Annotated in this window: 19 protein-coding genes; 13 read left to right on the top strand and 6 right to left on the bottom strand. The window is 60.6% G+C overall.

The window, feature by feature from the left end; all coding sequences use genetic code 11:
• The first annotated feature begins 319 nt into the window (after window positions 1–319).
• The 8 genes from VSP_RS03620 to VSP_RS03585 are packed head-to-tail and all read left to right on the top strand — an operon-like array spanning window position 320 to window position 7,679.
• Window positions 320–1,261 (top strand): acyl-CoA desaturase, encoded by a 942-nt coding sequence (locus tag VSP_RS03620; protein ID WP_009958817.1) that lies wholly within the window; start codon window positions 320–322, stop codon window positions 1,259–1,261.
• 59 nt (window positions 1,262–1,320) lie between these two features.
• On the top strand, window positions 1,321–2,598 hold the full coding sequence (locus VSP_RS03615; protein WP_009958816.1) for an NAD(P)/FAD-dependent oxidoreductase: 1,278 nt from the start codon (window positions 1,321–1,323) through the stop codon (window positions 2,596–2,598).
• Window positions 2,592–3,407, top strand: coding sequence for a DUF1365 domain-containing protein (locus tag VSP_RS03610; protein ID WP_009958814.1), 816 nt, complete (start codon window positions 2,592–2,594; stop codon window positions 3,405–3,407). The genes VSP_RS03615 and VSP_RS03610 overlap by 7 nt, the downstream gene beginning before the upstream one ends.
• On the top strand, window positions 3,404–4,690 hold the full coding sequence (locus VSP_RS03605) for an SAM-dependent methyltransferase (RefSeq protein WP_009958811.1): 1,287 nt from the start codon (window positions 3,404–3,406) through the stop codon (window positions 4,688–4,690). Before VSP_RS03610 ends, VSP_RS03605 begins: the two co-directional genes overlap by 4 nt.
• 4 nt (window positions 4,691–4,694) lie before the next feature.
• Entirely contained in the window at window positions 4,695–5,033 is a 339-nt protein-coding gene (locus tag VSP_RS03600) for a DUF1475 family protein (protein ID WP_009958809.1), read from the top strand.
• On the top strand, window positions 5,030–5,830 hold the full coding sequence (locus VSP_RS03595) for a DUF1295 domain-containing protein (RefSeq protein WP_009958808.1): 801 nt from the start codon (window positions 5,030–5,032) through the stop codon (window positions 5,828–5,830). Before VSP_RS03600 ends, VSP_RS03595 begins: the two co-directional genes overlap by 4 nt.
• A complete protein-coding gene (locus VSP_RS03590; RefSeq protein ID WP_009958807.1) occupies window positions 5,827–6,870 on the top strand; it encodes an SAM-dependent methyltransferase in 1,044 nt (347 codons plus the stop codon). The genes VSP_RS03595 and VSP_RS03590 overlap by 4 nt, the downstream gene beginning before the upstream one ends.
• A 38-nt stretch (window positions 6,871–6,908) precedes the next feature.
• Window positions 6,909–7,679, top strand: a complete 771-nt coding sequence (locus VSP_RS03585) for a tetratricopeptide repeat protein (protein ID WP_009958805.1) — start codon at window positions 6,909–6,911, stop codon at window positions 7,677–7,679.
• A 165-nt stretch (window positions 7,680–7,844) separates the two neighbouring features.
• Here the strand turns inward: VSP_RS03585 and VSP_RS42900 are convergent, their stop codons facing one another.
• Together VSP_RS42900 and VSP_RS41880 are read right to left on the bottom strand one after the other, a co-directional pair.
• The gene (locus tag VSP_RS42900) at window positions 7,845–8,006 is read right to left on the bottom strand and encodes a hypothetical protein (protein WP_009958804.1); all 162 of its coding nucleotides are present in this window, start codon (window positions 8,004–8,006) and stop codon (window positions 7,845–7,847) included.
• Window positions 8,007–8,059: 53 nt separating this feature from the next.
• The gene (locus VSP_RS41880) at window positions 8,060–8,374 is read right to left on the bottom strand and encodes a hypothetical protein (protein WP_157210719.1); all 315 of its coding nucleotides are present in this window, start codon (window positions 8,372–8,374) and stop codon (window positions 8,060–8,062) included.
• 275 nt (window positions 8,375–8,649) lie between these two features.
• Here VSP_RS41880 and mutS point away from each other — a divergent pair, with 275 nt between their 5' ends.
• Window positions 8,650–11,163 (top strand): DNA mismatch repair protein MutS, encoded by a 2,514-nt coding sequence (gene mutS / locus VSP_RS03565; protein WP_009958798.1) that lies wholly within the window; start codon window positions 8,650–8,652, stop codon window positions 11,161–11,163.
• A 114-nt stretch (window positions 11,164–11,277) separates the two neighbouring features.
• Window positions 11,278–12,255 carry a magnesium transporter CorA family protein gene (locus VSP_RS03560; protein WP_009958796.1) on the top strand — a complete coding sequence of 326 codons (978 nt, stop codon included), beginning with the start codon at window positions 11,278–11,280 and terminating at the stop codon, window positions 12,253–12,255.
• Window positions 12,256–12,509: 254 nt separating this feature from the next.
• On the opposite strand, the gene VSP_RS33720 is transcribed toward VSP_RS03560, so the two are convergent.
• The 4 genes from VSP_RS33720 to VSP_RS03540 form a co-directional block, all read right to left on the bottom strand.
• Entirely contained in the window at window positions 12,510–13,130 is a 621-nt protein-coding gene (locus VSP_RS33720) for a methyltransferase domain-containing protein (RefSeq protein WP_053332304.1), read from the bottom strand.
• On the bottom strand, window positions 13,127–13,861 hold the full coding sequence (locus VSP_RS03550) for a PIG-L deacetylase family protein (RefSeq protein WP_157210718.1): 735 nt from the start codon (window positions 13,859–13,861) through the stop codon (window positions 13,127–13,129). Before VSP_RS03550 ends, VSP_RS33720 begins: the two co-directional genes overlap by 4 nt.
• 84 nt (window positions 13,862–13,945) lie before the next feature.
• Window positions 13,946–15,109, bottom strand: a complete 1,164-nt coding sequence (locus VSP_RS03545) for a M20 family metallopeptidase (protein WP_009958792.1) — start codon at window positions 15,107–15,109, stop codon at window positions 13,946–13,948.
• 238 nt (window positions 15,110–15,347) lie between these two features.
• A complete protein-coding gene (locus VSP_RS03540; protein WP_009958791.1) occupies window positions 15,348–16,310 on the bottom strand; it encodes an SDR family NAD(P)-dependent oxidoreductase in 963 nt (320 codons plus the stop codon).
• A gap of 208 nt (window positions 16,311–16,518) precedes the next feature.
• On the opposite strand from VSP_RS03540, the gene VSP_RS41875 reads away from it, so the two are divergent.
• From VSP_RS41875 to VSP_RS33710, 3 genes are all read left to right on the top strand, one after another.
• A complete protein-coding gene (locus VSP_RS41875; RefSeq protein ID WP_157210717.1) occupies window positions 16,519–17,778 on the top strand; it encodes a hypothetical protein in 1,260 nt (419 codons plus the stop codon).
• A 272-nt stretch (window positions 17,779–18,050) separates the two neighbouring features.
• Entirely contained in the window at window positions 18,051–18,377 is a 327-nt protein-coding gene (trxA, locus tag VSP_RS03510; protein WP_009958787.1) for a thioredoxin, read from the top strand.
• Between the two features lie 203 nt (window positions 18,378–18,580).
• A complete protein-coding gene (locus VSP_RS33710) occupies window positions 18,581–21,037 on the top strand; it encodes a helicase HerA domain-containing protein (protein WP_009958786.1) in 2,457 nt (818 codons plus the stop codon).
• The last annotated feature ends 117 nt before the right edge of the window (window positions 21,038–21,154 follow it).

Here is a 21,154-nt window from a genome sequence, read left to right as displayed (position 1 = left end):
CACGCCGCCAAAGGCCCGTGACCCGATTTTGCCCCCGTTTCTAAGTGCAGTTTTGGCAACTGCCGCAGTTGAAACGGGTTCACCAGCGGAGCCTCGGAATCCCTTTCTGCATGAGGATTGGTCGGGGGGCGTTTTCTGAACCCTCCCAACCGTCTGGGGCGACAGGTTCACTCATTTCTGATCCTGACGCCACGGGCAATTCACCTTCAACTCCGAATCCGCCCGTTTTTAACGGGCGGACCCAGAATACAAAATTCGAATGACATCCCAATCACCAAGTATCGCAAAAAAGCGCACCCTCTGGGCGCATCTATCCGACATGCTCCGCCAATGGTGGGACACGGACTACCATCCTGAAGGCCAGGACAAGCTCCGCAACGCTGCGGACACTGTCGATATCAAACGCTGCGTGCCCTTCATCCTCCTGCACGGGGGCTGTCTCGCCGTCATCTGGGTGGGCTTTAGCTGGTTCGCTCTGGCGGCCGCCATCGCTCTCTACGTGATCCGCATGTTCGCGATCACCGCTTTCTACCACCGGTACTTCTCGCACCGCACCTTCCGCACCTCGCGTTTTGCGCAGTTCATGTTCGCCGTCATTGGCAACACCGCCATGCAGCGCGGTGCCCTCTGGTGGGCGGCTCACCATCGGCACCATCACCAGCACTCGGACGAAGATCCAGATGTGCACTCCCCCACCATCCGCGGCTTCCTCTGGTCCCACATTGGCTGGATCACCAGCCCCCGGAACTTCCCCACGGACTACAGCCGTGTGAAGGATCTTGCCAAGCACAAGGAGCTCGTCTTCCTGAACCGTCACGACATGGTGGTGCCCCTGGCCTACGGCGCCTCCCTCTGGCTCGTCGGCTGGCTCCTGGAGAAGTTCGCCCCCGGTCTTGGCACCAACGGTGGCCAGCTCTTCATCTGGGGCTTCTTCATCAGTACCGTGGCCCTGCTTCACGGCACCTTCTTCATCAACTCTCTGGCCCACGTGTTCGGCAAGCGCCGCTTCATCACAGAGGACACCTCCCGCAACAGCCTCATCCTCGCCCTGCTCACGCTCGGTGAAGGCTGGCACAACAACCACCACCGCTACATGCACTCTGCCCGTCAGGGCTTCTACTGGTGGGAGATTGATATCAGCTACTATGTGCTGAAGATGCTCTCCTGGTGCGGCATCATCTGGGAGCTCAAGCCGGTGCCCGCACATATTTATGAAGAGGCCCGCATCCAAAAAGAGCGGGCTGGCGCATCACCCGGCTGACACCCCTCGCAGTTCTCGTGAGGTGAGGTGTTTGAGAAATCAAGCCGGACACACACCTCATGAGTCGCAAGCGCATCGCCATCCTAGGAACGGGCATAGCCGGACTCGGCTGTGCCCATTTTCTTTTCAGACGGCATGACATCACCCTCTTTGAAAAGAATGACTACGCGGGCGGTCACACCAACACGGTGACCGTGCAGGAGGAGGGGCGGGAACTCCCGGTGGACACGGGGTTCATGGTGTTCAACCACGTCACCTACCCGCATCTGACCCGGCTCTTTCGTGAGCTGGACGTGCCCACCCAGCGCACGGACATGTCCTTCAGCGTGCGGCATGATCCCACGGGCATCGAGTACAATGGCCGCAACCTGAAGACGGTCTTTGGGCAGCGGCGGAATCTGCTGCGCCCCCGCTTCTGGAATTTTGTAACGAAGATCCACCGCTTCAACCAGGAGACGGTGGCCGCTCTGGACGACCCAAGGTTTGCGGAGATGACCCTGCGGGAATACGCGCGCACCCGCGGCTATGGGCAGGATTTCCTCGATCTCTACGTCGTCCCCATGGGCTCCGCCGTCTGGAGCACGCCCCCGGAACGAATGCTCGAGTTCCCGGCAGTGACGCTGATGCGGTTCTGGCACAACCACGGCTTCCTGGGGATGAAGACGCGCCACCCCTGGTGGACCGTCACCAATGGAGCACGGTCTTATGTGAAAAAACTCACCGCCCCCTTTGGGGACAGGGTGCACCTTCGCCGCGCCGCCGTGCGTGTGGAGAAGTTGCCCGGGCAGGTGCGGGTGCATCTGGCAGACGGCAGCAGCGAGATTTTCGACAAAGTCATCCTGGCCGCCCATGCTGACCAATCCTTTGCGCTCCTGGATGCCCCCACAGCGCTGGAGGAGGAACTGCTGCCGTGCTTCCAGTACCAGCCCAACATTGCCACGCTGCACACAGATGAACGCTTTATGCCGCGCACCCGGCGTTGCTGGGCCTCCTGGAACTACCATGTGAAACCGGTGCCGGGCGGCGGGGTGCAGACCAGTACGCACTACTGGATGAACAATCTGCAGAAGGTGTCAGACCGCACCAACTACTTCGTCGCCATCAACGGAGAGCAGGACATCGCCCCGGACCGCGTGCTCAAAACGATCCGCTATGAGCATCCCCTCTTTGACCTGAAGGCCATACGCGCACAGACGAAGCTGCCGGAGCTGAACCGGCAGTCGCCAGACCAGACCACCTACTATTGCGGCAGTTATTTCCGCTATGGTTTCCATGAGGACGCCCTGGGCTCTGCGGTGAGCCTCTGCCGGGATCTGCTGGGGGAGGAGCCATGGTGAAGCCACTCTCCAGCGCGATCTATGAATGTGAGGTGATGCACCGCCGCCTCACGCCCACTGTGCACCAGTTCCGCTACCGGGTGTTTTACCTCTGGCTGGATCTGGATGAACTGCCCACATTGGACAAACGGCTGCGCCTCCTGGGCCACAATCGCCCCAAGGTGTTTTCGTTTCTCGATGCCGATCATCTGGGCTCACAGCCCGGGCCGGTGAAAGAGCGCCTGCTGGCCTGGCTTGCCCAGGAAGGTGTGGACACAACCCGCGTCGCGACCGTGCACCTGCTGTGCTTCCCCCGCGTGCTGGGTTACGTCTTCAATCCCGTCTGCTTCTTCTACTGCCACGATGCAGAAGGCGCACCCCTCTGCGCAGTGGCCCAGGTGACGAACACCTTCAACGAGCAGAAGCTCTATCTGGTGCAGGACCAGGAAGTTGACGGGCGCTTCCGCCGCATCGTGCCCAAACATTTCTATGTGTCCCCTTTCATGGATCTCGAGCTCTGCTTCGACTTCAAGCTCCGGGTTCCCGGGGAGAGGCTGGAGATTCACGTGGATGACCGGAAGGGGGACGAGCGCGTCCTGCTGAGCGCTCTGACCGGCACCCGTACGGCACTGACGGATACGCGACTGCTCTGGTGCACCGTGAAGTACCCCCTGCTCACGCTCAAGGTCATCTTCCTCATTCACTGGGAGGCGCTGCGATTGTGGATGAAGCGGTTGCCCGTGCACCGCAAAGCCTCCCGACCCGATCTACAGCAGCAGGTGCTGCGCCCCCATGCCACGCTCGCTGCCAACACCCCGTCGAAATCATGAACGACACTCTGACACTGGAAAGCGCAGGTAACCCGGCCTCCATCGCCACCTTTCAGCCGTGGACCCTTTACGAAGGACTCGTGATGCGGGTACTCTCCCGCTTCAGCCACGGAACGCTCCGCCTCACCTGGCCCGATGGTACCAGCCGGCTGCTGGGAGACGCAGAAGCTGAAGTGACGGCGGAAATCCGGATCCGCCAACGCGAAGCCTTTTTCCAGAGGTGTGCGCTCTATGGCAACGTGGGCTTTGGCGAAGGGTATGTGGAGGGAGACTGGGAAACCCCGGATGTCGGAGCGGTGGTGAAGTGGTTCGTGGAAAATCTCCATCGCGACCCCGTGGCCAGAGGCTCCTCCCAGCGCCTGCCGCTCCTCAATCTGCTGAAGCTCGTAAACCGTGTGCAGCACTGGCTGCGCCCCAACAGTGTGACGGTGTCCCGCCGCAACATCGCGGAACACTACGACCTGGGGAACACCTTCTACTCCCTGTGGCTGGACGCCACCATGACCTACTCCGCCGCCCGCTTCACCCGCCCGGGTCAAAGCCTGGAAGAGGCACAGACGGAGAAGTATGAGGCGCTGTGCCGCAAGCTGCGCCTGCAGCCTACAGACCATGTGCTGGAGATCGGCTGCGGCTGGGGGGGCTTCAGCAGCCACGCCGCCCGGGTGCATGGCTGCCGGGTCACCGCCGTGACCATCTCTGAAGAGCAGCATCGCTACGCCACGGAGCGCATGGCGCGCGAAGGTCTCTCAGACCGGGTGGAGATCCGCCTCCAGGACTACCGCCACATCACGGGCACGTACGACAAGATCGCCTCCATCGAGATGCTGGAGGCGGTGGGCGATGCCTATCTGGAAACCTACTTCGCCAAATGCGCGGAGCTGCTCAAACCCGAAGGCCTCCTGGCCGTGCAAATGATCACAGTGCCAGACTGCAACCATGCACAATTGCGCAAAGGGGTGGACTGGATTCAGAAACACATCTTCCCCGGCTCCCTGCTGCTCAGCGTAGGCCGGGTGAACAAAGCTCTCAACCAGACCAGCACGCTCTTCATGCATGAGCTGGAGGATCTGGGTGCGGGCTATGCTCGCACGCTTGCCCTCTGGCATGACCGGTTCCAGGCACGCCTCAAGGAGATCCTCGCCCTTGGGTTTGATGAGCGCTTCATCCGGAAGTGGACCTACTATCTCAAGTACTGTGAGGCCGCTTTCGACCAGCGCAACATCAGCGTGGTGCAAGCCTGCTACACCCGCCCCAACAACCCCACCCTCCGGGAGGTCTGGTAAGAAGATGAAAGCAGTCCCCTTTCTCCGCGTCTTTTTCATCGTGGTGCTGGTCTCCATGCTCAGCGTCACCATCTGGGCCAGCACGCAATGTGCCCTGTGGAAGGTGCCGCGTGAGGTGGCCACTCATCCGTGGTTCATTGCGACCTTGTTTGATGCGTACTGGGGCTTTCTCACCTTCTACATTTGGGTGTTCTATCTGGAGCGCCGCATCCTCGCCAGAGTCCTCTGGCTGGTTGCCATCCTCCTGCTGGGGAACATCGCCATGGCCGTGTATGCACTGATCCGGCTCATTCGCCTGCCGGCCGATGCGACGTTGGAAACCCTGCTGACAAAGCGCGTATGAACTCCTTCCCTCAGCTGTTGTTGCTCGGGGCCGCAGTGGCCTTTGTGCTCTTCACCCTCACTTGGCTGCTCAGCCGCAAGCTGGACAACTACAGCTTTGTGGACATCACTTGGTCCTACGCGCTCGGCGTGCTGGCCCCCCTCTACGCCGTCTGCACGTGGGGCACGGGATATGCACCCCGCCATGTGCTCGCCCTGGTGATGGCCGTGGGCTGGAGCCTGCGGCTGGGAACGTATCTGCTGCTCCGCATCAAGAGCCACCATCCGCATGAGGACGAGCGCTACCAGGTGCTGCGCAAAAAGTGGCAGGGACATCTGGGCAGCCGCTTCTTCGCCTTCTTCCAAGCGCAGGCAGTGTTGATTGTGCTGCTTTCCATTCCTGTGCTGCTGGCGTTTCTCAACCCGGCATCTCCCTTGAGTCTTTGGGAGATTGCCGGTGCAATCCTCTGGCTCATCGCCCTTACAGGAGAAGGCGTGGCAGACCGGCAGATGAGGCAGTTCAAGGCCGACCCAGGGAATCGTGGCAAGGTCTGCACGGTGGGCCTCTGGCGCTACTCACGTCACCCAAACTACTTCTTTGAGTCCCTCGTCTGGTGGGGCTTCTGGCTCTTTGCCTGCGGCTCGCCATGGGGATGGCTCACACTCTACGCACCGCTGCTCATCCTCCACTTCCTGTTGCGCGTCACGGGCATCCCTCTCACCGAGAAGTGTGCCGTGGAGTCCAAAGGCGAAGCCTACCGCGAGTATCAACGCACCACGAGCGCCTTCGTGCCCTGGTTCCCAAAAAAATCTTCATGAGCCTGACTGACACCCTTCTTGAGAAGAACCTGTTGCCCGATGCCCTCATCCGCTTCGGCATCCGCCAACGGCTACAGGCCACGCTGGATGAGCGCCGTCCAGAAAACGTGGAGTACCGTCAGGTCCTCCTCAACGAACATCTTCAAAGCCTGCTGGCCAGCCCCGTGGCGGTGGAGACGGATGCGGCCAATGACCAACACTACGAGCTGCCCACACGCTTCTTCCAGCTCTGTCTGGGCAAGCACCTCAAGTACAGCTCCGGCTGGTGGGACATGGATTGCCAGACGCTGGATGATGCAGAGGCCGCCATGCTGGCCCGCACGTGCGAGCGGGCTCAACTGATCGATGGTCAGCACATCCTGGAACTTGGCTGCGGCTGGGGCTCACTCTCCCTGTGGATGGCGGAGCACTATCCGCACGCCCGCATCACCAGCGTCTCCAACTCCCGCACCCAGAAGCAGTACATCGATGCCGAAGCCGCGCGACGTGGTCTCACCAACCTCACCGTGCGCACGGCCAACATGATCCACTACCCGGGCGAAGGAGAAGGCGTGTTTGATCGCGTGGTGTCGGTGGAGATGTTCGAGCATATGAAGAACTATCGCGAACTGCTCCGCCGCGTCGCGAGCTGGCTAAAGCCGGGCGGCAAACTCTTCGTGCACATCTTCACGCATCGCGACATCGCCTACCACTATGAGGTGCGTCATGAGAACGACTGGATGGCGCGTTACTTCTTCACCGGCGGCCAGATGCCCTCCCATGATCTGCTGCTGCACTTCCAGGAGCACCTCCAGATCCAGGAACAGTGGGCCGTGAACGGTCAGCACTATGAGAAGACGGCCAACGCCTGGCTGGCAAACATGGACCGCCATCGCGAGGAAATCCTGCCTCTGCTGGAGAACACGTATGGCCGCGAACAGCGCACCCGCTGGTGGGTGTACTGGCGCGTCTTCTATATGGCCTGTGCAGAGCTGTGGGGCTTCCACCACGGCAATGAATGGATTGTGTCCCACTACCGCTTTGTGAAGCCACTCGCTTGATTGGCCCGATTCTTGATTCGCTTCACCACCGCCCTGCCATGAAAACGCCCGCCCCTGTCATCGCCATCACCGCTACGCTCCTGTCTCTTGCATCACTGCTCCAGGCCGCGCCCACCGCTGCGGAACTCATGGCGCAGGCAAGTGCATTTGACCGGCAGCAAAAACCGAAGTCCGCCCTCCCCCTCTACCTTCAGGTGGAGGGGATGGAACCCCGCAACGCGAAGCTTCTGGTATGCATCGCCAAACAGTACAGCTACCTGATGACGGATGCCACGTCTCCTGAGGAGAAGTCCCGACAAGGAGAGAATGCACTGGCATACGCTCGTCGTGCGGTGGCGGCAGATCCCAACCTCTGCGATGCACATCTGGCACTGGCCGTATGCCAGGGCAAGCTGCTGCCGCTACTCGACACACGCCAGAAACTGGAAGGGTCCCGTGTCATCAAAGCCTCTGCGGAGAAAGCCGTCGCACTGGAGCCAGGCAACGATCTCGCCTGGCACATGCTGGGGCGCTGGCATCAGGAGCTGGCCAACATCGGCGGCACCAAGCTCGCGCTGGCACAGTTCATCTATGGCAGCCTGCCTGCCGCCTCGAATGAGGAGTCCGCCCGCTGTCTGGAGAAGGCGCTCGCGCTCAATCCTGAGCGGCTCATGCACCAGATTGAACTGGGGAGGACCTATGCCCAGATGCGCCGCAACGATGAGGCGCGGAGGCTGATCACCAAAGGGCTGGCCATGCCCGACCGGGAGAAAGATGATCCCGATACCAAGGAACGGGGCCGGTACACGCTCAGAAAACTCGACTCTTGAGTTTTGAGCCCCTGTCATGTCCGGGCAGGACACCTGCCCGGACAATCGAGGTTGGGATGAGAGCGGGGAGCGTTCAGGCTTTGTATTGAACCTGCCTCCTCGTCTCAAAGCGGCGCTGGCTTTTGCTGAGACTTGATGCCATCAGCCCGCCCGCGTCGCAGGTGCTTATTTTTTCTTGGCGGCTTTTTTGGCAGCCTTCTTCGCCACCTTCTTCACAGCGGCCTTCTTGGCAGCTTTTTTCGCCGGCTTGGCGGCCACCTTCTTGGCGGCTTTCTTTGCAGGTGCGGCCTTTTTGGCGGCTTTCTTGGATGCTTTCTTGGTTGCCATGGTTTGTGTTCCTTTCGTTCCGATTATCGTTATTGGTTACTGACGATGGAGTTTTAACACGAAAGTTCTTGAACAACAAACATGAAAATCATCACCGCACCGTTGTGGATGAGCGTGATGATGCCCGGCTCAAGCGTCGTGCAGGGATGAATGATGCCTCCGCGAACCTTCATGCACCCGTTGCTTCTTAACAAACGTCCGGAGCAACTTTTTACACCCAAGCAAGGGTGTTGAGCATCACATGCGCGCTGCAAGCCTTGTGTGACAAGGCTTGCAGCGTTGCATCGCCCATCATCATCCACGAACTCATGCAGACACACATGAATGACATCCATGCACAACACGTGGTCATGTGGATGCTGATTCATGACCTCGCCACACCACATGTTGTGCTCTTGCGCGAGGATGAAGAGCCGTCAAAAAAACGATAAATTTTTTTCACCGGGCATGCTTGAAGGCCCATTCGACGGGGTCGAAGTGGCCTGCATGCACCTTGGAGAGCCCGCCAGTGAACATGTTTGCAATGCCTGATGATCGCTGCGCAACGTCATGAATCACGCGTGCTCAGTGACACTGACCCGAGGCTTCGTTGCGCTTTTTCCCCTTTTGCAATTCGCACATTCCCGCTCATGATGCGGGTCCCATGTCCACCGATGCCGCAGCCACCCCGATGATGAAGCAGTACCTCGCCATGCGGCGGGAACTGCCAGCGGATGTGCTGTTGTTGTTTCGTCTTGGCGACTTCTACGAGATGTTCTTCGAGGACGCGAAGACAGCAGCAGGCATCCTCAACGTCGCACTCACCAAGCGCAATGGCATCCCGATGTGCGGCGTGCCGCATCACGCCGCGCAGGGATACATCGCCAGACTCATCCGCGCTGGCAGACGCGTGGCCATAGGCGAGCAGACGGCAGATCCGGTGCCTGGCAAGCTCGTACCACGCGAGGTCTCCGAGATCATCAGCGCCGGCACGGTGACAGATGGACGCTATCTGGATGCAAGCCGGGCGCACTACCTCGCCGCCATCTGGCGTGAGGGGAAGAAGTTCGGCCTGGCGTATGTGGATCACACCACCGGTGAGTTTGAGGTCGCAGAGTTCGACTCGGCCAACGCGCTCTCGGATGAACTCACCCGCATCATGCCATCGGAGCTGTTGTATGCGGAGGAGCAGTCAGAGTTGCTTGCCGAGGTGGGCGGCTCAAAGGGCGCGCAGGTCTGCGAAGGCTACCTCTTCCTGCACGACCAGGCAGTGCACTCGCTCGTGCAGCACTTCAAGGTGCAGTCTCTGGATGGTTATGGCTGCACTCATCTCACTGCGGCCATCAGCGCTGCCGGGGCCATCATGCAGTACCTGCAGTTCCAACTGCGCAAGGACGTCTCGCACATCAAGCGTCTGCGCGTGGCCGTGCCCTATGAAGGCGTCTGGATTGATGCCGCAAGCCAGAGCCACTTGGAACTGGTGAACAGTCGCGGCGGCACGGAACACACCCTGCTGCATTCTCTCAACCGCACCTGCACTCCCATGGGCGCACGCAAGTTGCGCCGCTGGGTGCTGCATCCTCTGCGGAATCTACAGCAGCTCATCGCCCGGCAGGATCTCATCGCCGCACTGCTTCAGGAGCCCATGCTGCTTTCGCAGTCGCGTGATCTCTTCAAAGACATCCGTGATCTGGAACGCACCGCCGGACGTCTCAGCCAGGGCAGTGGCAACGGTCGCGATCTCCTTGCGCTCGCTCAAGCGCTGCTCGCCGTGCCCGCCATCAAGGTGCTCCTGGAAGAACTGCCCCGCACCCCGCTGGCGGAAGACCTGATGGGGCAGATGCGCGACCTCACCCAGATGGCCGCGGAGATGGAGAAGGTCATCACGGAAGAACCTCCCGCCACGATCAAAGAAGGCGGCATCTTCCGCGAAGGCTTCTCCCCTCTGCTCGATGAACTCCGCAGTGCCTCCACCCAGGGGCGCGAGTGGATGGCCAGACTGCAGAACGACGAGATCGAACGCACCGGAATCAAATCTCTCAAGATCAAATACAACGCGGTCTTCGGCTACTTCATCGAGATCACGAAGTCGAACCTCGATGCCGTGCCGAAGGACTATGTGCGCAAGCAGACCACCGCCAATGGCGAACGCTTCATCACGGATGAACTGAAGCGCATGGAGGACAAGATCCTCGGCGCGGATGAAAAGGCAAAGGCGCTGGAGTACGAGGAATTCGTAAAGCTGCGCAGCGCCGCAATGGCGCATCTGGAAGCGATCCAGGAAACAGCGGAAGCGATCGCCACCCTGGATGTGCTGGCCTCCCTGGCAGAAACCGCGCGACTCTTCAACTACACGCGGCCGGTGCTCAATGAGACGCGCAATCTCTTCTTCCGCGATGGACGTCATCCTGTGCTGGACCAGAATCTTGCCGGGGAAAAATTCGTACCCAATGACACGACACTCGAACCTGCGGAGAACCGCGTGCTCATCATCACCGGTCCCAACATGGCCGGGAAGAGCACTTACATCCGCCAGGTGGCGCTGCTAACGCTCATGGCCCAGATTGGCAGCTACCTGCCGGTGGCCAGTGCAGAAGTGGGACTGGTGGACCGCATCTTCACCCGCATCGGTGCCAGCGATGACCTCTCCCGCGGCCAGAGCACCTTCATGGTGGAGATGAATGAAACTGCGCTCATCTTAAACAATGCTACAGACCAGAGTCTCGTCATCCTGGATGAGATCGGTCGCGGCACGAGCACCTTCGATGGCCTGAGCATCGCATGGAGCGTGGCCGAGCATTTGCACAACGACATCGGCTCTCGCACGCTCTTCGCGACACACTACCACGAGCTCACCGTCCTCGCGCACACCTGCAGCGGGGTGAAGAACTACAATGTGGCCGTGAAGGAATGGAATCACCAGATCATTTTCCTGCGCAAGATCATCGCAGGCAGCGCGGAGAAGAGCTATGGCATCCAGGTCGCCCGTCTGGCGGGGTTGCCGGAAAAGGTGCTGCACCGTGCGCGCCATATCCTGGAACGCCTTGAGGCGGGACACCCTCCCAACGAGGACGCCGCCGCATTGGACGAGCCGCTTCTCGTTCGCGAGAAACCCGCTCCCCGGCGCACGCCACGCGAAAACCCCAACGCGGGACCGGAATTAAACCTCTTCTCGTGATCGCACATCATCAGGTCTTGGATTAGGCTGATGCCTGTCTTCCAAGAAAGGACACAATGTCCGGCTTGCACTCCTTGGCGGCAGCGATAAAGCCTGAGGCAGCACCCCGCACCCATGATCCGCCTCATCACAGAGCACGCCCAGTTGATTGACTGGACCGATGAAAAACCCCATCCGCTTCCGGAGAACCTGGTTTTTCTCGACCTCCTCAATCCGAGCCGGTCTGAGGAGGTGGAAGCAGAACAATGGCTGGAGTACACCCTGCCCACCCGCGAGGAGATGCAGGAGATCGAAGAGTCCAGCCGGTTGTATTCTGAAAAAGGCGCTCTCTACATGACGGCATGGGTGCCAGTAGGACTGGAGACTCCTGAGCCCGACACGTCTGCCATCACCTTCGTCGTCAGCCCGGACACGCTCACCACCGTGCGCTACTCAGATCCGCTCGCCTTTCGCGTACTGGCCGATCAAGTGCGCCGCCAGTGCAGCACACCGGTGAGCAGTGATGCCGTATTCCTCCTGCTGGTGGAAATGATCGTGGCCCGCATTGCGGACACCCTGCAGAACATCGAGACGGATCTGCGCGGCGTGTCCCGCGACATCTTTGTGGTAGATCCGAACCGCGCCGATGGCGGCAAAGCCAACTGCGACCTCAACGAGGTGATCAAGCTGCTCGGCCGGCGCAATGCCCTCGTCGCAAACCTGCGCGAGTGTCTAGTGAGCATCGCCCGCATGCTCCAATACTTCCTGAACAATGCCGCCCCTTGGATGAAGGGTGAACTCGCCGCCCAGTTCCGCAGTGTGGCACGCGACGTGAAGAGCCTGGACGACTACACCAACCAGCAGACGCAGGAGATGGCCTTCCTGCTGGACTCCACCCTGGGGCTCATCAGCATCCAGCAGAACCAGATCATCAAGATCTTCACCGTCGCCAGTGTGCTCTTCATGCCACCCACGCTCATCGCCAGCATCTATGGCATGAACGTAAAACTCCCTGTCGCAGAGAGCCCTCTCGCCTTCCTGCTGGTGATGATCACGGTGGTCATGTCTGCCATCCTCCCCGTCTGGTACTTCAAGAAGAAGAAGTTGCTCTAGCGGCTACGCCGCAGACAGAAGACGAAAGACAGAAGACCTGAGGTGTGGGGGACAGCGAGGCTGGCCAGCCAACCGTGCTATTGGCGTGGAGTACGAGGAAGACTCAATGAAGCTCTACCCCGAAGGAGTTGCAGCGGTCTGGTGCGCGGGCATCACGCGGAGTTGCCCAAACACGCATGCTCTGACGCCAAGGACGTCATGAGCAATACGGAGATCGCTTGCGCGAAGCAATAGACAATCCAGGCCGCGCTTTCCTATCGCCTCCCCGCTTCTTCCTTCACAAAAAAACTATACACGTGTTTCACCACATCGATGGGCTCGGTCTGCACCACCCCGAGTGGCTCAAACACCACGGGGTTCAATCCCCGCTTGAGTTCCTGGCTGGCCTCCACCAGCGCACGCACTTCGGGCCGGTCATTCCACCCCACCACTAAAAGACCACCCGGCTTTAAAACCGTACGGCACGCAGCGATAGCGGCCTCTGCGCCTGCGAGCTCATCAATCCCGTAGCCAAGCACGCCGTTAAAGATCACCGCATCAAACCACCCTTCAGGATAATAGCGGTCCAGCTCGGTGGCGGAGCCCACCTTGTGCTGTCGCGCCCCGTAGCGCTGTTTCGCGGGATCATAGTCGAGCGTGTGATAGTCATTCCGCCGGAAGAAAGTGCGATAGTGCGCAGTGTAGATTTCACACCCCACGAAGAGCACGCGGTGACGTTCTGCCGCCACCTTGGCAAGGATGATCGTCTCCAGCACTTTGCGATCCTGCGAGGTGATGGGCATGGGCCGCCCCAGCAGCAGCCAGAGACGAGTGCGCAGACGTCCGGGCACATGCCGTGCACGCATCCACCAGGATGGCTTGGGTGGAGGGCTCATGGATGATTGGGACGCGGGCGCTCCACAAAGATCTCCCACACCTGCTCATAACAACGCAGATGCGCACGCCCAAGCAAACCGATCTGACTGGCGTAGACCTGCATGGCCCGCAGCTTTGTCGCATGCTCAGAGGCGATCGAAACCTTGATCAGGCCGGGAAAGTCCGACCACTGTAGATTGCGGTGGAACTTCCCCATCCACCTTATCCAGATGGGATACTCGAAGAGCCGCACTTGCGAAGAGGAGCGTGCTACGGCTTCCGCGACAGCGCGATAGGTCGCCTCATGATCAGGATGCAGGTCCCGCTGATGCGTCACGTACACCTCAAGTTCCGCCTGCTGGTTGAAGCACTCCGCCAACGTGGATACCAGCTGTTGCCATTCGGAGGCATCGAGCTTGCTCAAGCGCGTATCAGGAAACCGGAGAAACATGACCTGCTCCGCCGGCACGCCGAGGATGCCCGTAGCCTTCAGCGCCTCTTTTTCGCGAGTGACCACAATGTCTGGAGGAGCTGTTGTTCCTTCTTGATACCCGCCACCTCCGTCCGAGACGAAGACAACCGTCACCGGAACACCCAACTGGCGCTTCAGAGCAATGAGCCCACCACAGCCAAAGGTCTCATCATCTTCGTGCGGGGCCACCACCACCACCGGCACAAGGCTCACTGAGAGAACTGGCTCCGCACGCCTCAGCAGCTGCGCAGTGAGCAGCGCAGAGGTGCAAATGTTCATGCCATGCCGAAGCCACCCAAGAATCTGATTCAACATGGAAGGGCAAGTTCGAATCTCATGGCGGGCACACGCCCGACGATGGAACTACAAACCCCGGAGATAGTCCATCCAGAACTTCGCTCCCCGTTCCAGCTCGGCCAGATCGATCCACTCATCCTTCGTATGCGCCTGGGCAATGGAACCTGGTCCCACGGCCACTGCGGGCACGCCCACCTCGGCGAGATAGGCCGCATCACAGAACCAGGGTGCCCCCGTCAGCGTCGCGCCATGGCGCACCAGCGCCTGCACAAAGGGATCTTCCGCCGACGTGTCGAGGCACGGTGAGGCGGCTTCACGCCCCCGCGGATTCACTACTGCCGAGGCATCGTGCTGCTTCACAAACTCCTCCAGCAGCAGCATCGGGCCTCCCAGCCGGGCCACACCGGGTGTGTAGCGGATGTCCACCGTGAGGCAGCAGTGGTCGGCCGTGATGTTGGGCCGTGCCCCCCCCTGAATCATGCCCAAGCTGATCGTGCTCTGTCCCAGCCATTCGTCCTGACCCGAGGCATCCTTCAACTGCTGGCGGAAGTCGCCATCCAGCAGCTTGATGAGCCGGGCCATCTTCAAGATCGCATTTTCCCCCAGTTCAGGCCGGGAGCCATGCACCGCCACGCCAAAGGTCTCAATGTCCGCCCACAAGCTGCCTTTGTGTTTGAAGACCGTCTGCAGGCTGGTGGGCTCTGCAATGAAGGCAAAGGCGTAGTCCTGGCCATGATGCTTCGCGAAATGACGGGAGCCATATTGGGACGACTCCTCGGACATGAATCCGGCAAAGTGCACCTCCACCGGAAGGTGGGGAATCTCTTCCCGCACCTCCCAAAGCGCCCAGAGCATGGCGGCCATGGGCCCCTTTGTATCACACGCCCCGCGGCCCCAGAGCCTGCCGTCCCTGACCTCACCTCCAAATGGGTCAATCGTCATACCCCCCACACCGACCGTGTCCGTGTGAGGCCCAAAGAGAACCACCGGTTTCTGCCCTCCTCCCTCCAGAGGCTCGCTGGGAAAGCGCCCAATCACATTGGGGCGGCCGGGCAGCACTTCCTCCAACACCGCTGTGGCTCCCGCCGCTTCTAAAAAACGAGCCACAAACGCGGCGCATTGTGCCTCACCCGTCTTCTCCGTACCGGGTTCACCGTCGGGGTTGACTGAGGGGATGCGGACCAGCGCCTGGGCGAGTTCAGTGACGGAGGAGGGAAAGGCTTCAGTCATGGGCGGACGGGATTGCGCCATGTTTCCGCAGCATCTTCGCTCCCGCAACCCGTCAGATGTGACAGCGCCTGCGCCCCTCCAAATAATAATCAGTGACTGGCCTAGGGTGGGGGCGAGGGTCACGCCCCAGGGCTGGGACGCTTCAGGGTGTTTCACCCTCAAACCACCCCCGGCCCCATGATGGTGTTGCTCTGTGTGGCGGCGGGTTTGAGCCGCCGCCCTGGCGAAAAAGATCTCTCTAGCGAAGCCCCAGTTTCCGCATCTCCAGGAACCACTCCACGAACTTCGGAATGCCGGTGTCCAGGTGAGTCGTCGGTTTGAAATTGAGAAGCTTGCTGGCTTTGCTCACATCGGCGCTGGTCAGGGGCACATCACCAGGTTGCTCAGGCATCTCATTGATCATGGCTTTCTTGCCAAGTGCGTCCTCGATGGCCCCGATCATCTGGTTGAGGTTCACCGTTTGAGAGCCCCCCAGATTGAAGATGCTGCACAGTGGACCTTCCTCGTAGTTGAGAGCACCGATGATGCCGTCCACGATGTCGCTGATAAAGGTATAGTCACGCGCAGTGTCGCCCTTGCCATACCGGTCGATGGGCTTGTCCTCCAGGATCAACCTGGTGAACTTGGAGATGGCCAGATCAGGACGCTGGCGCGGGCCATAGACGGTGAAGAAGCGCAAGCACACACAGCGTATGCCATACAGAGTGCTGTAGTTGGAGCACATCTGTTCTCCGGCCATCTTGGTCATCGCATAGGGGCTGATGGTCTGGAGGATGGGATCCTCTTCAGCAAAAGGGACCTTCTTGTTCACCCCGTACACAGAGGAGCTGCTCGCGAAGACGAATTTCTTCACCCCATGGCGCTTGCAGGCCTCCAGCAGGTAGAAAGTGCCCTTGATGTTGGTGTCTATATAGAGCTCAGGTTGCTCGATGGACGGGCGGACCCCGGCACGGGCGGCCAGGTGAATCACCGCGTCATACTTCCCCTCTGCGAAAGCCCTCTCAACGACTTCTGGATCCCGCAGGTCACCTTCCACGAGGGTGATACGATCCTGCACTGCGGAGATGTTGTGCCGCTTGATGTCGGGGGCGTAATAGTCATTGAAGTTGTCAAGAATGCCAACTTCGGCCCCCTGGGCGAGCAGACGCTCGACCGTGTGGGATCCGATGAAACCTGCGCCGCCGGTAACTAGGACTTTCATGAGTAGGAAAAAGGGCGGTCAGAATGGGTGGGCTGGGGCAGGAGGCAAGCAAAAGTTGGCTTCTGACTGCATCGGAGAAATGGAAGCGCCTCCCCCTGTGCGATTTTCCCTTCAACTTTCTTGAAAGCTATTGACGTTGGAAGTGGGCACCAGCTAGACTTTTTGAAATTCGGGGGACTTTTTATGCCCGCGACAGACTTTTTGCACCATGAGCGACAACCAGCCCAATCAGCCACCAACTCCTCCCGCAAAGACCGCCGCAGTGCCGTTGAAGAAAGAAACGGTGCGCATCACCCTTAGGGCTCGCCCGGGTGCTGGGGTGACGCAGCCGAAGGAACTGACTGCGCCGGTGACGCCAGCAACGGCCCAGGTTCCCCGCCCGATCACGACATCGATCACGCCTGCTGGTGCTGTAGCCGTCCCAGTGCCTGCTGGTTTGGCCAAGCCCGCCGTGCCCGTCAGCAAGGCCACAGCATCCATCCAGCTTCCGAGCTCCCCCCTCCCACCGCCAGCCGCCCGTCAGGCCACGGCTCCTGTGAGCCTGCCGCCGCCTCCCGCCTCCCGTGCGACGGCGTATGTAAAAGTTGATACCTCTGGTGCCCCGCCTGCCCCAGCAGCACCTGCCGCCCCGCGTCCCGCCGGTGTAGGTGCCCCGCCGCGCCCAGGCGCTCCTGCGGCCCCTCGCCCTCCTGGTGCTCCGGCAGCTCCTGGCGCACCCCGCCCCCCTGGTGCCCCAGCCGCCCCGCGTCCTCCGGGCTCACCTCCTCCCGCTCCTGCCGCCAAAGCCCCTGGGGCACCTCCCGCTCCTGCCGCCAAAGCGGTTGGGGCTCCTCCGGCTCCTGGCGTAGCGCCCCGGCCTCCTGGTGCTCCTCCAGCCCCTGGCGCAGCGCCCCGCCCCCCTGGTGCCCCAGCAGCACCCGGAGCTCCCCGCCCTCCCGGCGCTCCTCCCGGAGCCAAGGTGGAGGCTGGGGCCACCACCGTTCCTCTCTCCAAGTCCCCCGCCGCGCCGCCGAAACCTCCGGGCGCAGCAGGCGGCACGGGCACCTCGCCCATGTCCAAGTCTGGCGCAGGTCCGACTCAGCAACTTCCCAAGGCCACCGTTCAGCTCGCCAAAGGCACAGGCCCCATGGCTGGCACAGGTGCCAAGGTCGCCAGCCCTGTGACGCCTCCGAGCGCCCCAGTGAAGCGCACCCAGGCTGCCGACAACGCTCCGCTCTATGAGGAAACCGACCCGGAAGCCGGCCTGGCCCCGCTCGCGATTCTCTGCACCGTCCTCGCCGTGGCCGTGATGCTTCTGAACCTGCTCGGTTCTGACAAAGCCTTCGCCGCCGCCCCAGGAGAGACCAGCTCTTTCATGGTTCCTGCCGCTGACAACCCGGCTTGGGAAGTTCGCGATCCGAACACCGGCACCTTCAAGAACGAGTTCAACAGCACGCTCAAGAAGATCACGGACCTCTACAACCAGTAATTTCAACTCGTTCCTCCTGTTCCCATGCCTCTCGCCTGGATTCTTTTCCTGCTCTCAATCGCAGTCCTCGCCATCAATATCCTGACCAAGAGTCAGATTGGCAGCTAGGACAGCACCTGTAGCACTTCCCTTCTACTCAAAAGGCACGGCTCTGGTCGTGCCTTTTTTGTGCCCCCGTCCGGCAGCCACCCCAGCGTTGCGCTGCGATTCCGGTTGATTCGCCGCATCCCCTCGCCACGATGCGTGCGTAATTCTTTCCACACCCTAATACTATGGCTAGCGAAACCCTGGTCACCTTGACCGAAGAAAACTTCTCCGCTGAAGTGCAAAACTCCACGGTGCCCGTGATCGTGGACTTCTGGGCGGAATGGTGCGGTCCGTGCCGCATGCTCACCCCGATTCTTGAAGACCTGGCCAAGGACAAGGCAGGCGCAGTGAAGATCGGCAAGGTGAACGTGGACGACAACCAGAACCTCGCCGCGCAGTTCAACGTGCGCTCCATCCCCATGCTGGTGTTTTTCAAGGATGGCCAGGCCAAGGATGTCGTCGTGGGCGTTCAGTCCAAGGATGCCCTCAGCCGCAAGCTGGAAGCTCTCTGATTGAATTTGCTCCGATCTCCCGGTCACGGCACCGGTCCATCTGACAAGCATTTACTGGCGCGGCATTTTTGCCGCGCCTTTTCTTTTTCACGACGAGATCCCGCTGGACAGGCCGGATCAAGTTCCGCCTCCCGTTCATTGCCCATTGTCTTTTCACCTGCTTCATGGTTTAACGGCATTGGGTTCCACCCCTTCCCTCTCCCATGGAAATCAAACCCGAAATCTACGAACAGCCCGGCACATTCTACCTCGGCCGCACTTATGATCCCGCATCTTCCAAGCTGGAAGACGATCTGGTGCTCTATGATTCCAAGGACCTCGTGACTCACGGCGTTGTGCTGGGCATGACGGGCTCCGGAAAGACGGGTCTCTGCCTCGCAGTGCTGGAAGAGGCCGCCATGGACGGCATTCCTATCATCGCCATTGATCCCAAGGGCGACATCGCGAACTTCCTGCTCACCTTCCCGGACCTGGCCGGGGCCGACTTCGAACCCTGGGTGAACGAGGAGGATGCCCGCAAGAAGGGCCAGAGCACCGCCGAGTACGCAGAGAGCCAGTCCGCAATGTGGAAGAAGGGCCTGGGTGAATGGGGCCAGAGCGCAGAGCGGATCAGGAAACTACGGGACAACGTGGACATCACGGTCTTCACGCCTGGCAGCAGCGCCGGCATTCCCGTCTCCATCATCGCCTCCCTGGAGGCCCCGCCCGCAGAGGTGCTGGAGGACGAGGAAATATTTCACGAGCGGGTGGAGAGCTGCGCCACCAGCCTGCTCAGCCTGGCTGGCGTGGAAGGCGACCCCATGCAGTCCCCGGAGCACATTCTCCTGGCAAACATCTTTTCCCATTGCTGGGCCAAGGGGCAGAACCTGACGCTGGAAAACCTGGTGCAACTCGCCCAGCAGCCCCCTTTCCAGAAGGTGGGGGTGATGACCGTGGACGAGTTCCTTCCCGAGAAAAAACGCACGGACCTGGCGATGAAGTTGAACAACCTCCTCGCCTCGCCCAGCTTTGCAAGCTGGCTGGAAGGGGTGCCGCTCAATATTCAGAGCATGCTCTACACGCCCGAGGGCAAGCCTCGCGTCAGCATCTTCAGCATCGCCCACCTCAGCGACGCGCAGCGCATGTTCTTCGTAAGCCTGCTGCTCAACCAGACCCTGGGCTGGATGCGGGCGCAGTCTGGCACCACCAGCCTGCGGGCCATGCTCTACATGGACGAAATCTTCGGCTACCTGCCCCCCACGGCCAACCCACCGTCCAAGAAGCCCATGATGATCCTGCTCAAGCAGGCCCGTGCTTTCGGCTTGGGCATCCTGCTGGCCACCCAGAACCCTGTGGATCTGGATTACAAGGCACTCTCCAACATCGGCACCTGGTGGCTCGGCCGCCTGCAGACAGAACGCGACAAGGCCCGAGTGCTGGATGGGCTGGAAGGCGCGGCCTCCTCACAGAACGCCAAGTTCGACCGCTCCGACATGGAAAAACTCCTGTCTGGCCTGGCCAACCGCATCTTCCTGATGAACAACGTGCACGAGGAGCACCCCGTGGTCTTCAACGTGCGCTGGGTCATGACCTACCTGAGAGGTCCACTGGGCCGCAACCAGATCAAACAGCTCATGGACCCAAAGCGGGCCGAATTCGCCACGACCGCCCGCATCTCCTCCTCCGCCTCATCGCGCAATCCCCGCGCCACCAGGTCCACGACTCCGACGGAGGACAGCGGCTTCCTGCCGCCCGGCGGCGATGACGGCGAAGAAAACATGCCAGTTGGCTCCTCGATCCGGCCAAAACTTCCCGATGGCGTGGCCGAATACTTCAAAGCCGATGGCGGCGGCGCCCGCTATACACCAGCGCTGCTGCGCTCTGCAACGGTGCAGTTCAATGATACCAAGAAAAAGATCAACGGTCGCCTCACTGTGACCGTGGCCAACGAGATCGACGCTGCCAAAGCCAAGGTGCTCTGGGACAAGTTCCTTGAACTTCCCAAGGACCTGGACCTCGCCACCCTGCAGACCGAGCCTGACGAAAGTCTGGCCTTCGGCGAACTTCCAAGCGTGGCCCAGAAGGCGGCCACCTACAAGGCCATCTCCAAGGACTTCATCAACTGGGTGTACTCCAACGAAGTGTTTGAACTGCTCTACAGCCCCCTGCTGGACGCCTACTCCAAGTTCGGCGAAGCGGCGGCAGACTTCCGGGTTCGTGTGGACCAGACTGCTCGTGAATTGCGCGATCAGGCAGTGGAGGATCTTCGCGCCAGGATGACCAAACAGGCCAAGGCCATCCAGGAAAAGATGGCCCGGGCCCAGCAAAAGCTGGAGACCCAGAAGGCCCAGGCCAGCAGCGCCAAACTTTCCACCGTCATGCAGATCGGCAGCGGGCTGCTGGGAGCCTTGTTCGGGCGCAAGGGCAGCGCCTTTAGCAGCACCACCGTGAACAAGGTGGGCTCTGCCTGGCGGGAGTCCAAGGAAGCCTCTGCCGCAGAGGATGAAGTGGAGCGTTATGACCAGGAACTCCGGGAACTGGACAAGCAGCTTACGGATGAAATCCAGAAGATCCGCGATCAGTACGATCCGACCGCTTTGGTTTTCGAGACCGTGCAGCTCAATCCACTCAAGAAGAACATCACCCCGTCTGCCGTCGGCATTCTCTGGGTGGCAGAGTAGCATGGGGGATTAGCCCTATCCATCGGCCGCCGCGGCGAAACACTGCGGCAGCCGTTTTTAGGAACTCGCTCACCAAACCAGCCGGGATACCCAGCGAGCCCACCACTCCCAACGTCG

This window comes from Verrucomicrobium spinosum DSM 4136 = JCM 18804, assembly GCF_000172155.1.
Taxonomy (GTDB): Bacteria; Verrucomicrobiota; Verrucomicrobiia; order Verrucomicrobiales; family Verrucomicrobiaceae; genus Verrucomicrobium; species Verrucomicrobium spinosum.
The sequence above is the reverse complement of the archived record's forward strand: the minus strand, read 5'-3'. Positions and strand labels throughout refer to the sequence as shown.

Bases quoted from the DNA above. Each gene is read 5' to 3' on its own strand.
- VSP_RS03620 (WP_009958817.1), top strand. From the start codon at position 320: ATGCTCCGCCAATGGTGGGACACGGACTACCATCCTGAAGGCCAGGAC.
- VSP_RS03615 (WP_009958816.1), top strand. From the start codon at position 1,321: ATGAGTCGCAAGCGCATCGCCATCCTAGGAACGGGCATAGCCGGACTC.
- VSP_RS03610 (WP_009958814.1), top strand. From the start codon at position 2,592: ATGGTGAAGCCACTCTCCAGCGCGATCTATGAATGTGAGGTGATGCAC.
- VSP_RS03605 (WP_009958811.1), top strand. From the start codon at position 3,404: ATGAACGACACTCTGACACTGGAAAGCGCAGGTAACCCGGCCTCCATC.
- VSP_RS03600 (WP_009958809.1), top strand. From the start codon at position 4,695: ATGAAAGCAGTCCCCTTTCTCCGCGTCTTTTTCATCGTGGTGCTGGTC.
- VSP_RS03595 (WP_009958808.1), top strand. From the start codon at position 5,030: ATGAACTCCTTCCCTCAGCTGTTGTTGCTCGGGGCCGCAGTGGCCTTT.
- VSP_RS03590 (WP_009958807.1), top strand. From the start codon at position 5,827: ATGAGCCTGACTGACACCCTTCTTGAGAAGAACCTGTTGCCCGATGCC.
- VSP_RS03585 (WP_009958805.1), top strand. From the start codon at position 6,909: ATGAAAACGCCCGCCCCTGTCATCGCCATCACCGCTACGCTCCTGTCT.
- VSP_RS42900 (WP_009958804.1), bottom strand. From the start codon at position 8,006: ATGGCAACCAAGAAAGCATCCAAGAAAGCCGCCAAAAAGGCCGCACCT.
- VSP_RS41880 (WP_157210719.1), bottom strand. From the start codon at position 8,374: ATGAATCAGCATCCACATGACCACGTGTTGTGCATGGATGTCATTCAT.
- mutS (WP_009958798.1), top strand. From the start codon at position 8,650: ATGTCCACCGATGCCGCAGCCACCCCGATGATGAAGCAGTACCTCGCC.
- VSP_RS03560 (WP_009958796.1), top strand. From the start codon at position 11,278: ATGATCCGCCTCATCACAGAGCACGCCCAGTTGATTGACTGGACCGAT.
- VSP_RS33720 (WP_053332304.1), bottom strand. From the start codon at position 13,130: ATGAGCCCTCCACCCAAGCCATCCTGGTGGATGCGTGCACGGCATGTG.
- VSP_RS03550 (WP_157210718.1), bottom strand. From the start codon at position 13,861: ATGAACATTTGCACCTCTGCGCTGCTCACTGCGCAGCTGCTGAGGCGT.
- VSP_RS03545 (WP_009958792.1), bottom strand. From the start codon at position 15,109: ATGACTGAAGCCTTTCCCTCCTCCGTCACTGAACTCGCCCAGGCGCTG.
- VSP_RS03540 (WP_009958791.1), bottom strand. From the start codon at position 16,310: ATGAAAGTCCTAGTTACCGGCGGCGCAGGTTTCATCGGATCCCACACG.
- VSP_RS41875 (WP_157210717.1), top strand. From the start codon at position 16,519: ATGAGCGACAACCAGCCCAATCAGCCACCAACTCCTCCCGCAAAGACC.
- trxA (WP_009958787.1), top strand. From the start codon at position 18,051: ATGGCTAGCGAAACCCTGGTCACCTTGACCGAAGAAAACTTCTCCGCT.
- VSP_RS33710 (WP_009958786.1), top strand. From the start codon at position 18,581: ATGGAAATCAAACCCGAAATCTACGAACAGCCCGGCACATTCTACCTC.